The organism is Streptomyces endocoffeicus (genome assembly GCF_016741935.1).
Lineage (GTDB): Bacteria > Actinomycetota > Actinomycetes > Streptomycetales > Streptomycetaceae > Streptomyces > Streptomyces endocoffeicus.
Genome location: NZ_JAERRG010000020.1, coordinates 1 through 20,855, shown reverse-complemented (window position 1 = coordinate 20,855; position 20,855 = coordinate 1). Strand labels below are relative to the sequence as shown.

At 71.9% G+C, this 20,855-nt stretch carries 7 protein-coding genes and 1 pseudogene; 2 read left to right on the top strand and 6 right to left on the bottom strand.

What is annotated here, in order from left to right; genetic code table 11:
* Positions 1-9: 9 nt before the first annotated feature.
* Positions 10-4,188, bottom strand: coding sequence for a bifunctional nitrate reductase/sulfite reductase flavoprotein subunit alpha (locus tag JK364_RS36735; RefSeq protein WP_201855858.1), 4,179 nt, complete (start codon positions 4,186-4,188; stop codon positions 10-12).
* 398 nt (positions 4,189-4,586) lie between these two features.
* Between JK364_RS36735 and JK364_RS36730 the strand changes: the two genes are divergently transcribed.
* Entirely contained in the window at positions 4,587-6,560 is a 1,974-nt protein-coding gene (locus tag JK364_RS36730) for an APC family permease (RefSeq protein WP_201855857.1), read from the top strand.
* Between the two features lie 15 nt (positions 6,561-6,575).
* Here JK364_RS36730 and JK364_RS36725 read toward each other — a convergent pair whose 3' ends face one another.
* From JK364_RS36725 to JK364_RS55805, 5 genes and pseudogenes are all read right to left on the bottom strand, one after another.
* Positions 6,576-6,893 (bottom strand): transcriptional regulator, encoded by a 318-nt coding sequence (locus JK364_RS36725; protein WP_201855727.1) that lies wholly within the window; start codon positions 6,891-6,893, stop codon positions 6,576-6,578.
* The gene (locus JK364_RS36720; protein WP_201855726.1) at positions 6,890-7,354 is read right to left on the bottom strand and encodes a hypothetical protein; all 465 of its coding nucleotides are present in this window, start codon (positions 7,352-7,354) and stop codon (positions 6,890-6,892) included. Before JK364_RS36720 ends, JK364_RS36725 begins: the two co-directional genes overlap by 4 nt.
* 115 nt (positions 7,355-7,469) lie before the next feature.
* On the bottom strand, positions 7,470-8,045 hold the full coding sequence (locus tag JK364_RS36715) for a DUF1707 SHOCT-like domain-containing protein (protein WP_201855725.1): 576 nt from the start codon (positions 8,043-8,045) through the stop codon (positions 7,470-7,472).
* A 256-nt stretch (positions 8,046-8,301) separates the two neighbouring features.
* Complete coding sequence (locus JK364_RS55810; RefSeq protein ID WP_307841490.1) at positions 8,302-8,613, bottom strand: ArsR/SmtB family transcription factor; 312 nt, start codon at positions 8,611-8,613, stop codon at positions 8,302-8,304.
* Positions 8,614-8,736: 123 nt separating this feature from the next.
* A pseudogene (locus JK364_RS55805) lies at positions 8,737-9,189 on the bottom strand (tellurite resistance TerB family protein); the annotation flags it as partial.
* A gap of 342 nt (positions 9,190-9,531) precedes the next feature.
* Between JK364_RS55805 and JK364_RS36705 the strand changes: the two are divergent.
* Positions 9,532-20,855, top strand: an 11,324-nt coding sequence (locus JK364_RS36705) for a type I polyketide synthase (RefSeq protein ID WP_201855723.1), incomplete at its 3' end; no start/stop codon positions are given.

Here is a 20,855-nt window from a genome sequence, read left to right as displayed (position 1 = left end):
ACGCGGCGGTCAATAGACGTCGCGCAGATAGCGTTTTTCGGTGGCGAGCTGCTTGACGTACGCCGCCGCCTCGGCCTCGTCCAGGCCGCCGTGGACGGTGGCGATGTCCCGCAGTGCCCGGTCGACGTCCTTGGCCATGCGGGAAGCGTCGCCGCAGACGTAGAAGTGGGCGCCGTCCTGGAGCCAGGACCACAGCAGGGGGCCGTGCTCGCGCATGCGGTCCTGGACGTATTTCTTGGCGCGCTCGTCACGGGAGAACGCGGTGTCCAGGCGGGTGAGGACGCCCTCGGCGAGGAACGCGGTCAGCTCCTCCTCGTAGTAGAAGTCGGTCGCGCGGTGCTGTTCCCCGAAGAACAGCCAGTTCGGGGCGCGGTGGCCGCGGGCCCGGCGTTCCTCCAGGAAGCCGATGAAGGGCGCGATGCCGGTGCCGGGGCCGACCATCACCGTCGGCGTGTCGGGGTCGGCGGGCGGGCGGAAGTGCGGCGCGCGCTGGACCCGGACCGGCACCGGGGTGCCCGGCTCGGCGTCGGCGAGGAACGGGGAGCAGACGCCCTGGCGCGGACGGCCGCCCAGGTTCTCGTAACGGACGACGGAGACCGTCAGCGACACCAGGTGAGGGTCGGTCAGCGGGCTGGACGATATGGAGTACAGGCGGTGCCGCAGGCGCCCCAGCAGATCGGTCCACTCCTGCGCCCCGGCCCGGATGCCGAACTCGGCCAGCACGTCCACGGCCTGCCGTCCCCAGGACCACTTCGCCAGCTCTCCCTTGTTGTCCGGGCGCAGGAGCTTCCGCAGATCGCGGGGGTCGCGGGTGCGATCGGCGACGAAGCGCAGCAGGCCGGGAGTGATGCGGGTGATGTCGAGGTGGCGCGACAGGGCCTCGGCGAAGGGCATCTCTCCCACGTGTCCGACCTGAACGGTGGCGTTCGCGTCGAGGCCGGTGGCGGCCAGCCACTCCGTCACGAGTTCGGGCCAGTTGAGCGGTAGCACCGCCAGGGCGTCACCGGCTTCGTAGCCCAGTGCGGTCTCGCTGTCGCGGGTGTCGAAGGTGAAGCGGCGGACCTCCTTGCCCGCACCCGGCAGGCTCAAGCGCCGGTTGCCGGTCAGCCGGGCGGTGGCGGGAGCGGGACGGCTCGATCGGGGAGCCGTCCCGGCCGCGGGGGCCGGATCGGGGGCCGGATCGGGGGCCCGGGTGGGGGCCGGGGTGGGGGCCGGTTGCTCCGCGCTCCTCAGCGCGATGAGTACCTGGTCGAGCCAGGCCCCGGCCTCGGTCTCGTAGTCCGGTTCGCAGTCGGTGCGCGGGGCAAGCCGCATCGCGCCCAGTTCTTCCATCCGCCGGTCGAGGCGGCGGCCATGGCCGCAGAAGTCGCCGTAGGAGGAGTCGCCGAAGGCCAGGACGGAGTAGCGCCGGTCCGGCAGGCGCGGGGTGTCGGGCGCGGTGAGGGCGGCCCAGAAGCGGGCGCCGTTGTCCGGTGCGTCCCCGTCGCCGAAGGTGCTCGTGATCAGCAGCAGGTCGGCGTCGGACGGCAGCGCGGCGGGGTCGGCCTCGTCCATGGACACGCGGGAGGCGGCGTGGCCGTGCGCGGTGAGCCGCTCGACCGTGGCGGCCGCGAACTCCTCGGCGTTCCCGGTCTGGGACGCCCAGAGGATCACGACGTGGCGGCGCGCCGCGTCCGCGGGCGGGGCGGACGACCGCGGGGAGTCGCCGATGTCGTGCGCGGTGGGACGCGTCGCCTCGGCCCTGGAGTACATCCCGGCCAGCACACCGTTCACCCACAGGGCGTGCGACGGGCTGAACGGGGCGTCCGCGGGCAGCACCGGCACGCCGGGGGTGCCGGCCGGGATGCCGGCGAGGAAGCCGGTCAGGTACCGGCGTTCGTGTTCGGTGAGGACCGGCGGCGGGGCGGGTTCCAGCCCGAACAGGACGGGAGCGGAGGCTGTGGGAAGGACCGCGGGCGATGGGGGGACCGCCGTGCCCGCGGTGGACGACACGGCCATGGTGGCCGCCGTGGACGGCGTGGCCGTGGCCGCCGTGGACGCCGAGGCCGTGGCCGCCGTGGCCGTGGACTGTGCGTCCGCCGGCGCCGGAGCCCGCACCGTCACCGGGGTGGCCACCTTGGTCAGCGACACCGCGCACACCTTGAACTCGGGCTGGAACGACAGCGGATCGACGGCGTCGCTGGTCACCGCGTTCACACTGAGGTACTCCCCGAACAGGTCGTTCCAGTGGAACGGCGCGAAACAGCAGCCCGGCCGCACCCGTTCGGTGACGACCGCGGGCAGCACGGCCCGGCCGCGCCGCGAGGCGACCTCCACCGAATCCCCCTCGGCGACGCCCAGCTCGGCCGCGTCCCGCGGGTGCACCTCCACGAAGGGACCGGGGTTGAGCTTGTTCAGCCTGGACACCTTGGCCGTCTTCGTCAGGGTGTGCCACTGATGCTGCAGGCGGCCGGTGTTGAGTGTGTACGGGTAGTCGTCGTCGGGCAGCTCCGCGGCCGGTATGTGCGGGCGGGGGTAGAAGACCGCACGGCCGCTCGCGGTCGGGAAGCGCGGTGCGCCGTCCTCACCGACGTACCGGATCGGATTGCGGTCGGATCCCTCGGCGCTCGCGGCGGGCCACTGCACCGGGGTGGATCGCAGCCGCTCGTAGCTCACACCGCGCAGGTCCCAGCCGGTCGACGGGTTGTAGGCGCGCTTGATCTCCTCGAAGACCTCCTCCGCACTGTCGTACGCGAACCCGCTCTCAAAGCCCATGGCACGCGCCACGGCCGCGATGACGCGCCAGTCCGCCATCGCCTCGCCGGGCGGCTCGGCGGCCGGCCGGGCGAGGGTGAGGTTGCGCTCACTGTTGATCAGGACGCCCTCGGTCTCGGTCCACAGCGCGCCGGGCAGCACGACATCGGCGTACGCGTTCGTCTCCGTCTCGGCGAACACGTCCTGCGTGACCACGAATTCGGCGGCCTCCAGGCCCTCGATGACCGTCTTGCGGTTCGCGACGGAGGCGACCGGGTTGGTGCAGATGATCCAGCACGCCTTGATGTCCCCGTCGGCCATCTTCTGGAACATCTCGACGGTGCCCTTGCCGACGCCGTCCGCGCGGATCGTGTCCGGCGGCAGCTCCCACAGGTTCTCGACGAAGGCCCGGTCGGCGTCGGCGAGCACCGACCGCTGCCCGGGGAGTCCCGGCCCCATGTAGCCCATCTCCCGGCCGCCCATGGCGTTGGGCTGTCCGGTCAGGGAGAAGGGTCCGCTGCCCGGGCGGCAGATCGCGCCCGTGGCGAGATGGAGGTTGACGAGCGCGTTGGTGTTCCAGGTGCCGTGCGTGGACTGGTTGAGACCCATCGTCCAGCAGCTCATCCACTCGCCCGCCTCGCCGATCAGCCGGGCGGCCTCGCGGATGTCGTCTTCCGGGATGCCGGTGATCTCGGCGACGGTGGCGGGCGGGTAGTCGGCGAGGAACTCCGGGAGCGCCTCCCAGCCCTCGGTGTGCGCGGCGATGAACTCGGCGTCGGTGTGGCCATTCGCATGCAGCAGGTGCAGCAGCCCATTGAGCAGTGCCAGATCCGTACCCGGCTCGATCTGCAGGAACAGGTCGGCCTTGGCCGCGGTGGCGGTCCGGCGCGGATCGACGACGATCAGCTTGGCACCGGCCGACTTCACCCAGTCCATCATCCGCAGGAAGAGGATGGGATGGCAGTCGGCCATGTTGGATCCGATGACGAAGAAGACATCGGCCCGGTCGAAGTCCTGATACGAGCCCGGCGGCCCGTCCGCGCCCAGCGAGAGCTTGTAGCCGGTGCCGGCACTGGCCATGCACAGCCGGGAGTTCGACTCGATCTGGTTGGTCCGGAGGAACCCCTTGGCCAGCTTGTTCGCGAGGTACTGCGCCTCCAGGCCCAGCTGCCCGGACACGTAGAGGGCGACCGCGTCCGGCCCGTGCTCGTCCACGATCGCCCGCAGCCGGCGCGCCGTCTCGGCGATCGCCTCGTCCCTGGACGCCGGCACCGGTTCTTCCGCACGGTGCGGACGCCGGAGCGCCGTGGTCAGCCGCCCGGGGGCGGCGAGCATATCGGCCGTGGTGGCGCCCTTGGCGCACAGCCGGCCGAAGTTCGCGGGGTGCTCCTTGTCCCCGGAAGCCTTCAGGACCGTACGGCGCCCGTCCGGCCCCCTGCCGACATCGAGGACCATGCCGCATCCCACACCGCAGTACGAGCAGACCGTCCGCACCTTCGTCGTGTTCGTCGTGTCCTCACTCCGGGAGCCCGACGCGACCACGGGCGCCTCCTTGTCCTGTGCTCGGCCCAGTCCAACCTTTCGTGACCTTACGAACCGCTCATTGCGCAGGTCTCTCAGGCCGGTCACCAGGGGTTAACCTCCACCGCACAGGGCCTGGAGGGCGCCTGTGAGCAGGGATCATACGTCCGTAAGGTGGTCGTCATGCGTCCAGTTGTGCGCAGATGAGCATGTCAAGGCCGCCGTGATGGACATGCCACTGCGAGGCCCCGCGAAGGTCCCGCTTACCCTGATTCGGCCGTTCGTCCGTGGATGGCATGATCGGTAAGCGCTATGTGATCCAGGAGTACGCGATGGCCACCTCCACCGATGTGGAACCCCGCCAGGAGGAGGCCCGTAAGGGGGGTCGGCTGCGGAACTGGCTGCTGGAGGGCCTGTCCGATATGGCCAAGCAGCAGCCGGGGCCGCATGCCCAGCCCCCGGAGGGGCACAAGGGACAGCGGTGGTGGCGGGTGATGTGCCTCACCGGCGTGGACTACTTCTCCACACTCGGCTACCAGCCCGGCATCGCCGCCCTCGCCGCCGGGCTGCTGTCCCCCGTCGCCACCATCGTGCTGGTGGCCGTGACCCTGGCCGGGGCGCTGCCGGTGTACCGGCGGGTGGCCAAGGAGAGCCCGCATGGCGAGGGGTCGATCGCGATGCTGGAGCGGCTGCTGTCGTTCTGGAAGGGCAAGCTCTTCGTGCTGGCGCTGCTGGGGTTCGCGGCCACCGACTTCCTGATCACCATCACCCTCTCGGCCGCCGACGCCTCCACCCACCTGGTGGAGAATCCGCACTTCACCAGCGTTCTGCACGGTCATGAGGTGGTCATCACGCTGGGGCTGATCGCCCTGCTCGGCGCCGTCTTCCTCAAGGGCTTCATGGAGGCCATCGGGGTGGCGGTGGTGCTCGTGGGCGGCTACCTGGCGCTGAACGCGGTCGTCGTGATCGTCGGGCTGTGGCATGTGGCGACCGCGTCCCACGTGGTCACCGACTGGTCGCGGGCGCTGACCGCCGAGCACGGTAACCCGCTGGTCATGGTCGGTGTGGCGCTGGTGGTGTTCCCCAAACTCGCACTGGGCCTGTCCGGATTCGAGACCGGTGTGGCCGTCATGCCCCATGTGGACGGCGGCCCCGGCGACACCGAGGAGCGTCCCACCGGGCGGATCCGGGACACCAGGAAGCTGCTCACCACCGCCGCTGTGATCATGAGCGTCTTCCTGATCACCACGAGCTTCATCACCACCGTGCTCATCCCGCAGGACGAGTTCAAGGCGGGCGGCGAGGCCAATGGACGAGCCCTGGCGTATCTCGCCCACCACTATCTGGGGTCCGTCTTCGGCAGCGTCTACGATGCCGCGACCATCGGCATCCTGTGGTTCGCGGGCGCCTCGGCGATGGCCGGACTGCTCAACCTGATGCCGCGCTACCTGCCCCGCTACGGCATGGCCCCGCACTGGGCCCGCGCGGTGCGCCCCATGGTGCTGGTCTTCACCCTGATCGGCTTCCTGGTCACCTGGCTCTTCGACGCCGACGTGGACGCCCAGGGCGGTGCCTACGCCACCGGGGTGCTGGTCCTGATGACCTCCGCCGCCGTCGCGGTCACCATCGCCGCCCGCCGCGCCCGGCAGCGGGGCTGGACCATCGGCTTCGGCGTGATCTCCGTGGTCTTCGTCTACACCACGGCGGTGAACGTGGTGGAACGCCCCGACGGTGTGAAGATCGGCGCGTGCTTCATCGCGGGCATCATCCTGGTGTCGCTGCTCTCCCGGCTCGCCCGCGCCTTCGAACTGCGCGTGACGGACATGGAGCTGGACGCCACGGCGGAGCGGTTCGTCCGCGATGCCGCCACCCGCCGCATACGGTTCATCGCCAACGAGCCGGACAACCGCGACCCGGCCGAATACCGCGACAAGATCCACCAGATCCGGACCGACAATGACATCCCGACCGAAGAGGACCTCATCTTCGTCGAGGTCAGCGTGCGCGACCCGTCCAACTTCGAGACGGCGGTACGGGTGCGCGGCGAGGAGCTGCACGGCCGGTACCGGGTGCTCACCCTCGACGGCTCCAGCATCCCCAACTCGCTGGCCGCCCTGCTGCTCCACATACGGGACGCCACCGGGCAGCGGCCGCACATCTACTTCGAGTGGACCGAGGGCAGCCCCTTCGCGCAGTTCCTGCGGTTCTTCCTGTTCGGCCAGGGGGAGGTCGCACCCGTCACCAGGGAAGTGCTCCGCGAGGCCGAGCCCGACCGTGCCCGGCGCCCTCACGTCCACGTCGGCTGAGCGCCGGGGTCGGCCTCACACCGGAGGCTCTTGGGCCGGTGCCGCGGCGTCGGCGACGATGGCCCGCAGTGCCTCGATATGGCCGTTGAAGGCATCCCGGCCGGTGCTGGTGAGCCGGGCGCGCACCTTCCGGCGGCTGCCGCTGAGCCGGCGCTCCGTGGCGACGTACCCGGCTTCTTCGAGTGTCGTGAGCTGCTTGGAGAGCGCCGAGTCGGACAGTTGGAGCCGGTCCTTGAGGAAGGCGAACTCCGCCCAGTCTGCGGCCGCCAGAGTCGCCACCAGCGACAGCCGGGTGCTGGGATGGATCAGCTCGTCGAATAGCGCCTTGGTCACGCCCGCGCCCACCGACGCAGAACGCGCAGGATGTCCGGTCCGCCGAACCCGACGACGGCCGCGGTCAGCACCGCCGCCCAGATGCCGGCATGGCCGGCGCCGTCGGCGTCGAGCGCGAGCGCCACCAGGACGGTGACCCCGATGAGCCCGAACAGCATGCCGACCACGACCAGGGGGATGCGGCGACCGGCGACCGCCGCGCTCACCCGCAGCCGATCCGTGCGTCGGCGTCCGTCGAGCAGGCGTGCCGCGAGCACCCCGTGCCCCACGCCGAAGCCCACGGTCGCGACCCCGGCCGGCCAGGGCGGCAGCACGTTGCCGAGCACGCCCAGCAGGAGCCAGCCGGCCGCCATGGCCCACCAGTAACCGCGGGGCAGGCCGACTTCCTCGGCCACCTGGCGCCGGGCACGGTCGGCCGCGTCGAGGGCGGTGCGGGCCTGCTCGGGAGCGATGTTCTCCATGCCGAGACCTCACTTTCCTATCGGGAAAGTAAGCGTCCTACTTTCCCGATAGGAAAGTCAAGAGTCGGAGGAGCCAGAGAGGTGCCGGGCAGGTGGCCCTGGCGCCGAACGGGCCTCAACGCCGCGCGTGGCGGATCTTCAAGCGTCCGAACCCCACGGCCCCGGAGATCCGGATCTTCGGGCCGCCCAGGCCGCCGGGGCCACCCAGGCCGCCTGGGCCTCCGGGCAGCGACGGCCGGGGCTTGTAGCGCAGGTCCTTCCACCCGGTGTGCAGGCCCTCGACGTCGACGATCGCGTCGCGCGGCACCGTGATCCTGGCCCTGCCGGTGCCCAGTCGCAGCTCGATGTCGACGACCGGATGCTCGATGACCGCCCGGGACAGATCCAGGTGCACCCTGCCGAACGCCGACTCGACCTTGAGGGTCCGTGGCACCCGCCATGGGCCGCGCCGCCGGATCCGTCCGCTGTGGGCGGCGATCGTGGACGTGGTGTCCGGGGGCCCGGCCGGGAGCGAGGCCAGCGCCGACACGAGCTCGTCGTGGGTCGTGGCGGTGAGCACCGTATGGAGGCGCTGGTCCATCTCCTCGTGCGAGATGTGCCCTTCGGCGTACGCGTCCTGAAGGCGCCGCACGGCCGTGTCGCGGTCGTCTTCGCTGACGAGTGACGGCGGGTTTTCCGGCGGAGAGGTCACCGTCGCACTCTACTGCCGCGCCGGAGCCACGGTGAGGCCCGATCCGGCGAACCCGTGCGGTCACGGCGCTACGGGGTGTCCGGCGGATCTTTCCCCTCCCCGCCCCTTCCCGTTACCAGGGGCTTCGCCCCTGGAACCCCGGGGTCCGGGGCGGAGCCCCCCACGCGGCGGAGCCGCATATCGTCAGGTGCCGGGAAGGGGCGGGGAGGGGAGCAGCGCCGCAGCCGCCAAGATCCGCCGGACACTCCCTAGAGCCCTAGCCGTGGGCGGGAGGGGGGTCCTGCGGTTCGGAGGGGGCGAGGAGGTAGGAATGGAGCTGGCCGAGCAGCTCGGCGATGCCTTCCCTGTCGGCGCGGTAGCGGACCAGTTTGCCGCTGCGCGTCGACTGGAGCAGGCCACCGCGCCGGAGGACCGCGAGGTGCTCGGAGGTGGTCGACGGACCGAGCCCGGCGCGCTCGGCGACCTCCCCGACGGTCAGTTCCTCCCCGTCGGCGAAGTGCGCGAAGAGCTTCTGACGGGTTCCGCTGGTCAGCGCCTTGAGGAAGACCTGGAGGTCGTCGCCGGGCACGGCGGCCCCGGGGCGTATCGCCCGCCCCGTACCGGAGTCCGCCCGCCCGGACACCCGCTCGCCCGCCGCCCGCGGGAGCTCGTCCGGGGCCCGGTACGGGCGGGGGACGCGGAGGGGACGGTGGAGGTCGAACTCGGTCGGGGGGATGTCCAGGGCCGAGCACGCCTCGCGGACGACATCCCGTTCGCTCTCGTCGAAGTAGCCGTCGGCGCAGCCGATGACGATGCCGATCTGGATGACGGCCCGCGCCTCGGCGGGCCTTCTCTTCGCCTTGCCGATCTCCCGCATGGCGCTCGCCCTGCCGAGGGCGAAGTCCCTGATGAGCTCGTCGAGGTGGTCCTCGAAGCGGCGGTGCAGATCGTCCGGGGGGAAGTTCTGGAGCACGTCGTTGGTGGCGATGAGCTGGGCGACGCGCTGCCGCTCGGACGGGTCGATCGTGCCGTCCGCCGCCGTCACCAAGGCGCACATGGCCATGCTGGCGTCCCGGAACGCCCCGCTCTGCAACTCGTGCTTCTTCGCCGTGAGCTGCGCCTGCATCGTCTGGACCGAGTCCCTGAGGCGGTCCCACAGCGTCATCTGCATCTCCTTCTCAGTAATACCTCCATTGTGGGGAGAAAACAGAATCTACATGTTTGTAGAGCCTCCGCCGGCCATCCCCCCTCATTCCTCCTGACTGCCGCTGCCACCACCGCGGTCAGGGGGAATGAGGGGGATGTTTAGGGGACGGCCCGCTCGCTGCCGGAACAAGAATTTCAACAACAGCGGCGAGCTTCTTCGAGCTCGTTGGAGCTTTCTCTCCCGGGCCTTCTTTCCCTCAGGCCGCGCAACCGGAGCGCGGCTGTCCCGCGCACGGGGCGATCCCGCGCGGGTCGGTCGCTGCTCCCGCGCGCCCTGCTTCGAACCGAGAGGTGTGGCGGCATGCTACGGACTGACCTGATCCGGCCGGTGCCGGAACTGCTCCAGGCCAACGCGGATCGCTTCGGTGACAAGCCGGCCTGTTCCGACGGCCACCGTACGGTCAGCCATGCCGAACTCGAGCGCCGTACCCGTCGGCTGGCCGGTCATCTCGCCGGGCTGCGGCTGCACCCCGGCGACCGCGCGATGATCTGTCTGGGCAACCGCGTCGAGATGCTGGAGAGCTACTTCGGCGTCCTGCGCGCGAACGCCATCACGGTGCCGGTCAACCCGCGTTCGACCGATGCGGAGCTCTCGTATCTGCTGGCCGACAGCGGCGCCCGGCTGGTGCTCACCGACATCGCCCACGCCGACCAGTTCGACCGGCTGCGGGAACAGTTCCCGGAGCTGAGGGTGGTGGTCAGCGGGGACAGCCCGCTGCCGAAGGGTTTCGTCGCGTTCGAGCCGCTGCCGGACACGGAGCCTGAGCTGGCGGCCCGCGATGACCTGGGCCTGGACGAGATCGCGTGGATGCTCTACACCTCGGGCACCACCGGCCTGCCGAAGGGCGTGCTGTCCACACAGCGGAACTGCCTGTGGTCCCTGGCCGCCTGCTACGTACCCGTGACGGGGCTGACCGCCGAGGACCGCGTGCTGTGGCCGCTCCCCCTCTTCCACAGCCTTTCGCACATCGTATGTCTGCTGGCGGCGACCGCCGTCGGGGCCAGCACCCGGATCGTGGACGGGGTGTCGACGCCCGATGTGCTGGAGGCGCTGCGCGAGGACCGTTCGACCTTCGTCGCCGGAGTGCCGACGCTCTACCACCACCTGATCGAGGCGGCGCGGGAGCGTGACTTCGCCGCACCCCAGCTGCGGATCGCCCTCGTGGGCGGGGCGGTGGCCACGGCGGACCTGGTCAGGTCGTTCGAGTCCACCTTCGGGGTGCCGCTCGTCGACGCGTACGGCAGCACCGAGACGTGTGGCTCGATCGCGGTGAACTGGCCCACCGGCCAGCGGGTCGAGGGCTCGTGCGGGCTGCCGGTGCCGGGGCTGACGGTGCGACTGGTGGACCCCGACACGGGTGTGGACGTTCCGGCCGGGCAGGAGGGCGAGTTCTGGGTGTCCGGGCCGAACATCATGGCCGGATACCACAACCAGCCGGAGGCGACGGCCGCGGCGCTGCGCGACGGCTGGTACCGCACCGGGGACCTCGGCCGCCGCGACAAGGCCGGATTCTGCACGGTGACGGGCCGGATCAAGGAGCTCATCATCCGCGCCGGGGAGAACATCCACCCGGGCGAGGTCGAGGCCGTGCTGCGCACCGTGCCCGGGGTGGCGGACGTGGCCGTGGTGGGCAAGCCGCACGCGGTGCTCGGCGAGGTGCCGGTGGCCTTCGTGGTGCCGGGCCCGGACGGCTTCGATCCGTCGGCGCTGCTGGCCATGTGCCGCGAGCGGCTGTCGTACTTCAAGGTGCCGGAGGAGATCTACGAGATCGCGCGGGTGCCGCGCACCGCCTCGGGGAAGATCACCCGGCACGTGCTGCTGGAGCTGCCCGCACGGCTGCGGGCCGCCGGGGACGGACAGTACGACTCCCTGCTGCGGCTGGACTGGGTGCCGCAGGCGGCGCTGCCGGACGCCCCGGCGGGGAACGGCACTTGGGCGCTGACGGACGCCGACGCGCTCGGCCTCGCGGAGGGGCTGCGGGGCGTTGGGGTCGACGTACGGGTGGTGGACAGCGCTGTGGTGGCGGACGGCACTGAGGTGGCGGACGGCTGCCCGAGCCCGGATGTGGTCGTGGTGGCACCCTCGGTGCGGGGCATGTGGGACATGCGGGACGAGGGGCAGGACCCCACCGGGGAGCTGGCGGCCCGACTGGGCACGTGGCTGGCCGACGACCGGCTGACCGGGACGAGGTTCGTGGTGGCCACGACGGGCGCGGTCGCCACCGGCGCCGAGGAGGCCGCACCGGAGCCCCTGGCGGCGGCGCTGTGGGGTGTGGTGCGGTCGTTGCAGGCCGCGTACCCCGGCCGTCTGACGCTGGTGGACGTGTCCGGGGACTTGGATGTGTCCGCGGACGGGGACAGGGACGTGTCCACAGACGTCGACATGAACGTGTCCGCAGACGTCGGCAGGGGCAGGGAGGACGGCCGGGAGGCCGCACTGCGGCGTGCCGTCGAGGACGGGCACGACCAGGCGGCGATCCGTACCGGCGTACTGCTGGTGCCGCGCCTGACCCGGATCTCGGTCCCCCCGGAGCCGGGCCCCGCCCCGGCCCTCGACCCGGACGGACTGGTCGTGATCACCGGTGGCGACACCGCCCGCGGCACCGCGCTGGCCCGCCACCTGGTGACCGCGTACGGCGCCCGCCACCTGCTGCTGCTCAGCGCGAACGGCCTGCCGGAGGACGCGGCGGCCGCGCTGCGGACCGAGTTGGGGCAGGACGGGGCCGAGGTCTCGATGGCCGTGTGCGATCCGGCCGAACGACCGGCACTGGACGCGCTGCTGGACGCACAGGACCGGCCGGTGACCGCCGCGGTGCACATCGAGGAGCCGGGCCCGGAGCGGTCGCTCGACGCGTCGCTGCGTGGCATGACGCACCTGGAGGAGCGGACCCGGCGGGCCGACCCGGCCCTGTTCGTCGTCGTCACCTCCGCCGCGGGAGTGCTGGGCTCGCCGGGCCGCCCGGAGCGGGCGGCCGCCGCCCAGTTCGGCGAGGCCCTGGTGCGGCGGCGCCGGGCGCTGGGCCTGGGCGGGCTGGCCCTGGCATGGGGCCCGCTGCCGGGCGAGCACGGCACGGCGCCGGTGGCCGGTGCCGTCCCCCTGCCCGAGGCGTTGGCCCTCTTCGACGCGGCGCTGACGGCCGGCCAGGGCCCGCTGGTGCTGCTGAGGCCGAGCACCACGGGGCTGCCGGGCGGCGAGCCGGTGCCCGCCGTGCTGCGCCACCTGGTGGACGCGCCGTCCGCCGTACCGACGTCGGACGAGCCCGCCGCCGCGGAGTTCCGGCGGCGGCTGGAAGCCGAGAGCGAGTCCGGCCGACAGCGCACGGCGCTGGCGCTGGCGCGCGAACACGCCGCGGCGGCACTGGGGTTGGCCTCGGCCGACGCGATCGAGGCCGACCAGGCGTTCAGCGCGTTCGGCTTCACCTCCCTGACCGCCGTCGCGCTGAGGAACCGGCTGAACGCGGCCACCGGGGCACGGCTCGCCGCCACGGTGGTCTTCGACCACCCGACCCCCGCCGCGCTGGCGCGGCATCTGGTGCGGGAGATCACCGGGAGGCGGAGCGAGCGAGAGCAGGCGCCGGTGCGGGCGCGCGGGGTGTCCGACGAGCCGGTGGCGATCGTCGCGATGGGCTGCCACCTCCCGGGCGAGGTCAGGACGCCCGAGGACCTGTGGCGGCTGGTGGCCGACGGCCGGGACGCGATCGCCGGGTTCCCGGAGGACCGGGGCTGGGACCTGGCCGGGCTGTTCGACTCCGATCCGGACGCCGTGGGCACGTCCTACGTGCGCGAGGGCGGTTTCCTCAGCGACGCGGGCGGATTCGACGCCGCCTTCTTCGGCATCTCACCCCGTGAGGCGTTGGCCATGGACCCCCAGCAGCGGCTGCTGCTGGAGACGGCGTGGGAGACCTTCGAGAACGCCGGAATCGACCCGACGTCGCTGCACGGCACCGACGTCGGCGTGTTCAGCGGAGTGATGTACCACGACTACGGGTCCGACGCCGGGACCGCGGCGGAGGGCCTGGAAGGCCATCTCGGCGTGGGCAGCGCAGGGAGCGTCGTGTCCGGACGCGTGGCCTACGCACTGGGCCTGACCGGGCCCGCGGTGACCGTGGACACGGCGTGCTCGTCCTCGCTGGTGGCGCTGCACCTGGCGGTTCAGGCGGTGCGTACGGGCGAATGCTCGTTGGCGCTCGCCGGGGGTGTCGCGGTGATGAGCAGGCCGACGTCGTTCATCGAGTTCTCCCGCCAGCGTGGCCTCGCCCCCGACGGCCGTTGCAAGTCCTTCGCGGAGGGGGCCGATGGCACCAACTGGTCCGAGGGTGTGGGTCTGGTACTGCTGGAGCGGCTGTCCGACGCTCGTCGCAACGGGCACCAGGTGCTCGCCGTCGTACGTGGCACCGCCGTCAACCAGGACGGCGCGAGCAACGGCCTCACCGCACCCAACGGCCCGTCCCAGGAACGGGTGATCCGGCAGGCCCTGGCGAACGCCGGGCTGGCGGTGGCCGATGTGGACGCGGTGGAGGCACACGGCACCGGTACGAGTCTTGGCGACCCGATCGAGGCTCAGGCCCTGTTGGCCACCTACGGACAGGAACGGTCGGAGGATCAGCCGCTCTGGCTCGGTTCGTTGAAGTCGAACATCGGGCATGCGCAGGCGGCGGCGGGCGTGGCCGGTGTGATCAAGATGGTGCTGGCGATGCGGCACAACACGCTGCCGAAGACGCTGTATGCCGACGAGCCCACGAGCAAGGTGGACTGGGCTTCGGGTGCGGTGTCGCTGCTGAGCGAGGCGCGGGCGTGGCCCGAGACGGGGCGTCCGCGTCGTGCGGGGATCTCGTCGTTCGGCGTCAGTGGGACGAACGCGCATGTGGTCCTGGAGCAGGCGCCGGAAGTTGCCGTGGCTGAGGCGGAGTCGGATGGCGCGGGTGCGCCTGGGCTGGTGGCCACGGGCGGGGTGGTGCCGTGGGTGCTGTCAGGGAAGACCCCGGCGGCGCTGCGGGCTCAGGCAGAGCGACTGGTCAGCCATCTGGAGGCGGGGGACGCCCCGCGTGCGGTGGACGTGGGCTGGTCACTGGCCACCACCCGCGCCGCCCTGGAACACCGCGCGGTCATCCTCGCCACGAACACCGACGAGGGCATGGCAACCGCCCGCGCCCTGGCGGAGGGACGGCCCGACCCGCACCTGGTCACCGGGCAGACCGGGACCGACGGCAAGACCGTGTTCGTCTTCCCCGGCCAGGGAGCCCAGTGGGTGGGGATGGGAGCCCAACTCATCCAGACCTCCCCTGTCTTCGCCGAACGCCTCCACGAATGCGCCGAAGCCCTGGCCCCGTACACCGACTGGTCACTCATCGACGTCATCACCGGTGCACCCGGCGCGCCGAGCCTTGAGCGCGTCGATGTCGTCCAGCCCGCCACGTTCGCCGTCGTCGTCTCCCTCGCCGCCCTCTGGCAATCCGTAGGCATCCACCCCGACGCCGTCATCGGCCACTCCCAAGGCGAAATCGCCGCCGCCTGCGTCGCCGGACACCTCACCCTCCCCACCGCAGCCAAAATCGTCACCCTCCGCAGCCAGACCATCGCCCACCACCTCGCCGGACACGGCGGCATGATGTCCCTCGCCGCCCCCGCCGACACCATCGACCTCACCAACTGGCAGGGCAAACTCTGGGTCGCCGCCCACAACGGCCCCAACGCCACCGTCATCGCAGGCGACACCGACGCCCTCCACCAGCTGCACACCCACTACACCAACCAGGACATCAGGGCCCGCATCATCCCCGTCGACTACGCCTCCCACACCGGACACGTCGACACCATCAAAGACCAGCTACACCACGTACTCCACGACGTCACCACCCAACCGGGCGCCATCCCCTGGCTCTCCACGGTCGACGGCCAGTGGGTCGAACCCGACACCCTCGACAGCGACTACTGGTACCGCAACCTCCGCCAAACCGTGCAGTTCGAGCACACCATCCACACCCTCGCCAACGACGGCTACCGCACCTTCATCGAAGTAAGCCCCCACCCCGTCCTCACCACCGCCATCCAAGAAACCCTCGAAACCACCAACACACCCCACACCACCATCACCGGCACCCTCCGCCGCGACGACGACACCCCCACCCGATTCCTCACCCACCTCGCCCACCTCACCACCCACGGCCACACCCCCAACTGGACCACCCTCTACACCACCACCAACCCCCACCCCACACCCCTCCCCACCTACCCCTTCCAACACCACCACTACTGGCTCACCCGAAACACCAGCACGGGCGATGTGAGTGCCGTGGGTCTTCAGGACACCGGCCACCCATTGACCGGGGCCGTGGTGAGCGTGCCCGACACCGGCGGTGTGATGCTCACCGGGCAGTTGTCGCTGGCCACCCACCCCTGGCTGGCCGACCACGCCGTGTCCGGAACGGTGCTGTTGCCCGGCACCGCGATGGCCGAACTCGCCATCCGCGCCGGAGACGAGACCGACACCCCCACCCTGGAAGAGCTGGTCATCGGCCAGCCGATGACGCTGCCCGAAGACGGCGCGCTCCAGGTCCAGGTGCTGGTCGGCGGCTCGGAGGACGGGCGCCGAAGCGTGCGGATCTACTCCCGCGCGGCCGAGGCCCAGGAATGGCTTGAGCACGCCTCGGGCACACTCGCCACGCAGCCGGACGGCTCGGCCGAGGACGGGATGCGGGACGGCACGGAGGACGGCACCGCCGAGTGGCCGCCGCCCGGTGTCGAGCCGGTCGCTCTGGACGACTTCTACGACAACCTCGCCCAGGCTGGGTACGAGTACGGACCCGCGTTCCGCGGTCTGAAGGCGGTGTGGAAGCGCGACGGCGAGGTGTTCGCGGAGGCCGCGCTGCCGGAGGAGCAGTCAGAGGTGGCCGGCCGGTTCGGCATCCACCCGGCGCTGCTGGACGCCGCATTGCACGCGAGCAACTTCTGTGTGCCCCCGACCCCTGGCCAGACGCCACTTCCCTTCGTATGGAACGATGTGCGGCTGCTGGCGGCGGGAGCCACCGCCGTCCGCGTACGCGCCCGCGCCACCGGCACGGACTCGTTCACCATCAGCCTGTTCGACAGCACCGGCGCCCCCGTCGCCTCAGTGGACTCCCTGGTGCTCCGGGCTATCAGTCCCGAGCAGCTCGCCGCCGCCTCCAGCGGCGCCGACCGGTCCGCTGACGCGCTGTTCACGCTGGACTGGACCGAGCATCCCGCCACCGCCGACGCCGAGGTCTCCTGGACCACCCTCGACGACGCCCACGCCCACGCCAACGCCAACGGCGACGCCGACGTGGACACCGACATGGACGCGCTCATCGCGCACATCAACGCGGGCGAGGACCGGCCCCAGACCATCGTCGTCGACACCACGGCCTGGGCCACCGATGACACCGGCCTGCCCGCGCGCGCCCGGAACCTGGCCACCCGCGCGCTGGAGCTGGTGCGGTGGTGGGTCGACCGATCCGAACTCACCGACGTCCGGCTGGTGTTGCTCACCCACGGCGCGGTGTCCGTGCACAACACCGCCGAGGTCGCCGATCCGGCCGCCGCCGCGATCTGGGGCCTGGTCCGCTCCGCCCAGTCCGAACACCCCGGCCGGATCGCCCTGGTGGACGCCGACGACGTATCGCGGGAGGCGCTGCCCGCCGCGGTGGCGTCCGGTGAACCGCAGTTGGCGCTGCGCCGTGGGCTGCTGTGGGTGCCGCGTCTGGTGCGGTCGCCGCAGGGTCTCGCCGTACCCGAGCACGAACACTGGTACCTGGACGTCTCGGAGAAGGGCAGCCTGGAGAACCTGGTGCTGCGGCCGGACCCCGAGGCCACCGCGCCCCTGGCCACCGGTCAGGTCCGGATCGAGGTCCGCGCCGCCGGTCAGAACTTCCGGGACGTGCTCGTCGCGCTCGGCGGCGTGGCGGGCCAGGAGGGCCTGGGCGGCGAGGGTGCCGGTGTGGTGACCGAGGTCGGTCCGGGTGTCGAGGGCCTGACCGTGGGCGACCGGGTGATGGGCCTGTTCCCCCGCTCGTTCGGCCCGTTGGCCACCGCGGACGCGCGAACCGTCGCGCCGATCCCCGAGGGCTGGTCGTACGCCACGGCCGCCGGGGTGCCAGTGGCCTATCTGACGGCGCTGTACGGGCTGCGGGACCTGGGCGACGTCCAGCCGGGTGAGGCGGTGCTGGTGCATGCCGCCGCGGGCGGTGTGGGCATGGCCGCCGTCCAGCTGGCGCGGCATTTCGGCGCCACCGTGTACGCCACCGCCCATCCGTCGAAGCACCATGTGCTGACCGCGTTGGGGGTGCCGGAGGAGCGCCTGGCGTCCAGCCGCGACCTCGGTTTCGCCTCCGCGTTCCCCGCGCAGAACGTGGTGCTGAACTCCCTCACCGGCGAGTTTGTGGACGCCTCGCTGGGGCTGCTCGGCACCGGTGGCCGGTTCGTGGAGATGGGCAAGAACGACATCCGCGTTCCCGCCGCGGTGGCCGAAGCACATCCCGGTGTGGGCTACCAGGCGTACGACCTGGGAGGCGACGCGGGGCCGGACCGCATCCGGGAGTTGCTCGCGGAGCTGGTGGAGCTGTTCCGGCAGGGTGCGATCCAGCCGCTGCCCGTACGGCACTGGGACGTCACCCAAGCCCCGACGGCCTTCCGCTGGATGAGCCAGGGCCGTCACACCGGCAAGATCGTGCTCACCGTCCCCCGCGCCCTGGACCCCGACGGCACGGTCCTGGTCACCGGCGGCACCGGAACCCTCGGCGCCACCGTCGCCCGCCACCTCATCACCCACCACGGCGCACGCCATCTGCTCCTCGTCAGCCGCCAGGGCCCCGACGCCCCCGGCGCCACGGACCTCACCGGCGAACTCACCGCACTCGGCGCCACCGTCCACATCACCGCCTGCGACGCCGCCGACCGCGACCAACTCGCCGCCGCCCTCGCCGACATCGACGCCGACCGCCCCCTCACCGCCGTGGTCCACACCGCCGGAGCCCTGGACGACGGCATCCTCACCGCACTCACCCCCGACCGCCTCGACACCGTCTTCCGCCCCAAGGTCGACGCGATCACCCACCTCCACGACCTCACCCACGACAACCACGACCTGGCCGCATTCGTCATCTACTCCTCCGCCGCCGGAACGCTCGGCAACGCGGGCCAGGCCAACTACGCCGCCGCCAACGCCTTCCTCGACGCCTTCGCCCAGTGGCGGCACGCCCGCCACCAGCCTGCCACCTCGCTGGCGTGGGGGCTGTGGAGCGAGACCAGCACGCTCACGGCGACGATGGACGCCACCGACGTACGCCGCACCCGGCGCGCGGGGGTGCTGGGCATGGACAACGCCGAGGCGCTGCGGGTGTTCGACACCGGGCTGCGGTCCGGACTGCCCGCACTCATGGCCGCGAAAGTCGACCTCACCGCCCTCCGCGCGCCGGACGCCGAGGTGTCCCCGCTGCTGCGCGGGCTGGCACGGCCGGTGCGGCGCACCGCGCGGGCCGCGGCCGCGGTCCCGGCGGCCGGTGGCCTGTCGGGGCAGCTGGCCGGGCTGTCGCCCGCCGGGCAGCGGGAGTTCCTGCTCGGCCTGGTGCGGGCGGAGGCCGCGGTGGTCCTCGGCCACACCGGTCCGGAGGCGATCGAGCCGACGGTGGCGTTCAAGGAGATGGGCTTCGACTCACTGACCGCGGTCGAGCTGCGCAACCGGCTCAACTCGGCGACCGAGCTGCGGCTGCCCGCGACGTCGCTCTTCGACCACCCGACCCCGGTCCTCCTCACCGAGCTGCTCCACACCGAGCTGGGCGGCGGTCCGGCGCCCGCCGCGGCGGCCCCAGTGACCGTGCGCACCGGGGCCGCGGCGGACGAGCCGATCGCCGTGGTGGCGATGAGCTGCCGGCTGCCGGGCGGGGTGACCGACCCCGATGGGCTGTGGGACCTGCTGCTGGGCGAGCGCGACGGCATCATCGACTTCCCCCGCGACCGGGGCTGGGACCTGGAGGCGCTGTTCGACGCGGACCCGGACCACAGTGGCACCTCCTATGTGCTGCGCGGCGGGTTCCTCGAGGACGCGGCCGGTTTCGACGCGGACTTCTTCGGAATCTCGCCACGTGAGGCGCTGGCGATGGACCCGCAGCAACGGCTGTTCCTGGAAGCCTGCTGGGAGGCGTTCGAGCGGGCGGGCATGGACCCGACCGCGGTGGGAGGCCGGGACATCGGCGTGTTCGCCGGTGTCATCAACCAGGACTACGGCGTGCGCAGCGGGCCCGCCCCCGAGGACCTGGAGGGCTACCTGCTCACCGGCTCGGCGACGAGTGTCGCCTCCGGCCGGGTGGCGTATGTGCTGGGCCTGGAGGGCCCGGCGGTCACGGTGGACACGGCGTGCTCCTCCTCGCTGGTGGCCATGCACTGGGCCGTACAGGCGTTGCGGCAGGGCGAGTGCTCGATGGCGCTGACCGGGGGCGCCACGGTGATGGGGCGGGCCTCGGCGTTCGTGGAGTTCTCGCGCCAGCGCGGTCTGGCGCCGGACGGCCTGTGCAAGGCGTTCGGCGCGGGCGCGGACGGTACGACCTTCAGCGAGGGCGTCGGCGTACTGCTGCTGGAGCGGCTGTCCGACGCCCGCCGCAACGGCCACGAGGTGCTGGCGGTGATCCGCGGTACGGCGGTGAACCAGGACGGGGCGAGCAACGGCCTCACCGCGCCCAACGGCCCTTCCCAGCAGCGGGTGATACGGCAGGCGCTGGCGAACGCGGGGCTGTCGGGCGCCGACATCGACGCGGTCGAAGCCCACGGCACCGGCACCGCCCTCGGCGACCCCATCGAGGCCCAGGCGCTCCTGGCCACCTACGGACAGGAACGCCCGGGGGACGAGCCGGTGTGGCTCGGATCGCTGAAGTCCAACACCGGGCACACGTTGGCCGCGGCGGGTGTGTCCAGCGTGATCAAGATGGTGCTGGCGATGCGGTACGGGACGCTGCCGCGGTCCCTGCACGCCAACGAGCCGACGCCGGAGGTGGATTGGTCCCAGGGCGCGGTGTCCCTGCTGACCGAGTCCCGGCCCTGGCCGGAGACCGGACACCCCCGCCGCGCCGGGATCTCCTCCTTCGGTATCAGCGGCACCAACGCCCACCTCATCCTGGAGCAGGCGCCCGTACCGGAAACCGACGCCGCGCCGAAGCCGGACGACGGTACGGACACCCCCGGACTCGTCGCGACCGGCGGGGCCGTGCCCTGGACCCTGTCCGCCAGGACCCCGGCAGCCCTACGGGCTCAGGCCCAACGCCTCCTGGACCAACTGGAATCCGGGGTGGCCGCGCGGCCGGTGGACATCGGCTGGTCCCTGGCCACCACCCGCACCCTCCACGACCACCGCGCCGTCATCATGACCGACACCGAGGGCAGTGAGGCCACGGACGCTCTCACCGCCCTCGCCACCGAACAACCCCACCCCCGCCTCACCACCGGGCACGCCACCACCCAGGGCAAGACGGTGTTCGTCTTCCCCGGCCAGGGAGCGCAGTGGACTGGCATGGGAGCCCAACTCCTCGACACCTCACCCGTCTTCGCCGCCCGCCTCCACGAATGTGCTGAGGCCCTGGCCCCCTACACCGACTGGAACCTCATCGACGTCATCACCAG

Bases quoted from the DNA above. Each gene is read 5' to 3' on its own strand.
- JK364_RS36735 (WP_201855858.1), bottom strand. From the start codon at position 4,188: ATGGTCCTCGATGTCGGCAGGGGGCCGGACGGGCGCCGTACGGTCCTG.
- JK364_RS36730 (WP_201855857.1), top strand. From the start codon at position 4,587: ATGGCCACCTCCACCGATGTGGAACCCCGCCAGGAGGAGGCCCGTAAG.
- JK364_RS36720 (WP_201855726.1), bottom strand. From the start codon at position 7,354: ATGGAGAACATCGCTCCCGAGCAGGCCCGCACCGCCCTCGACGCGGCC.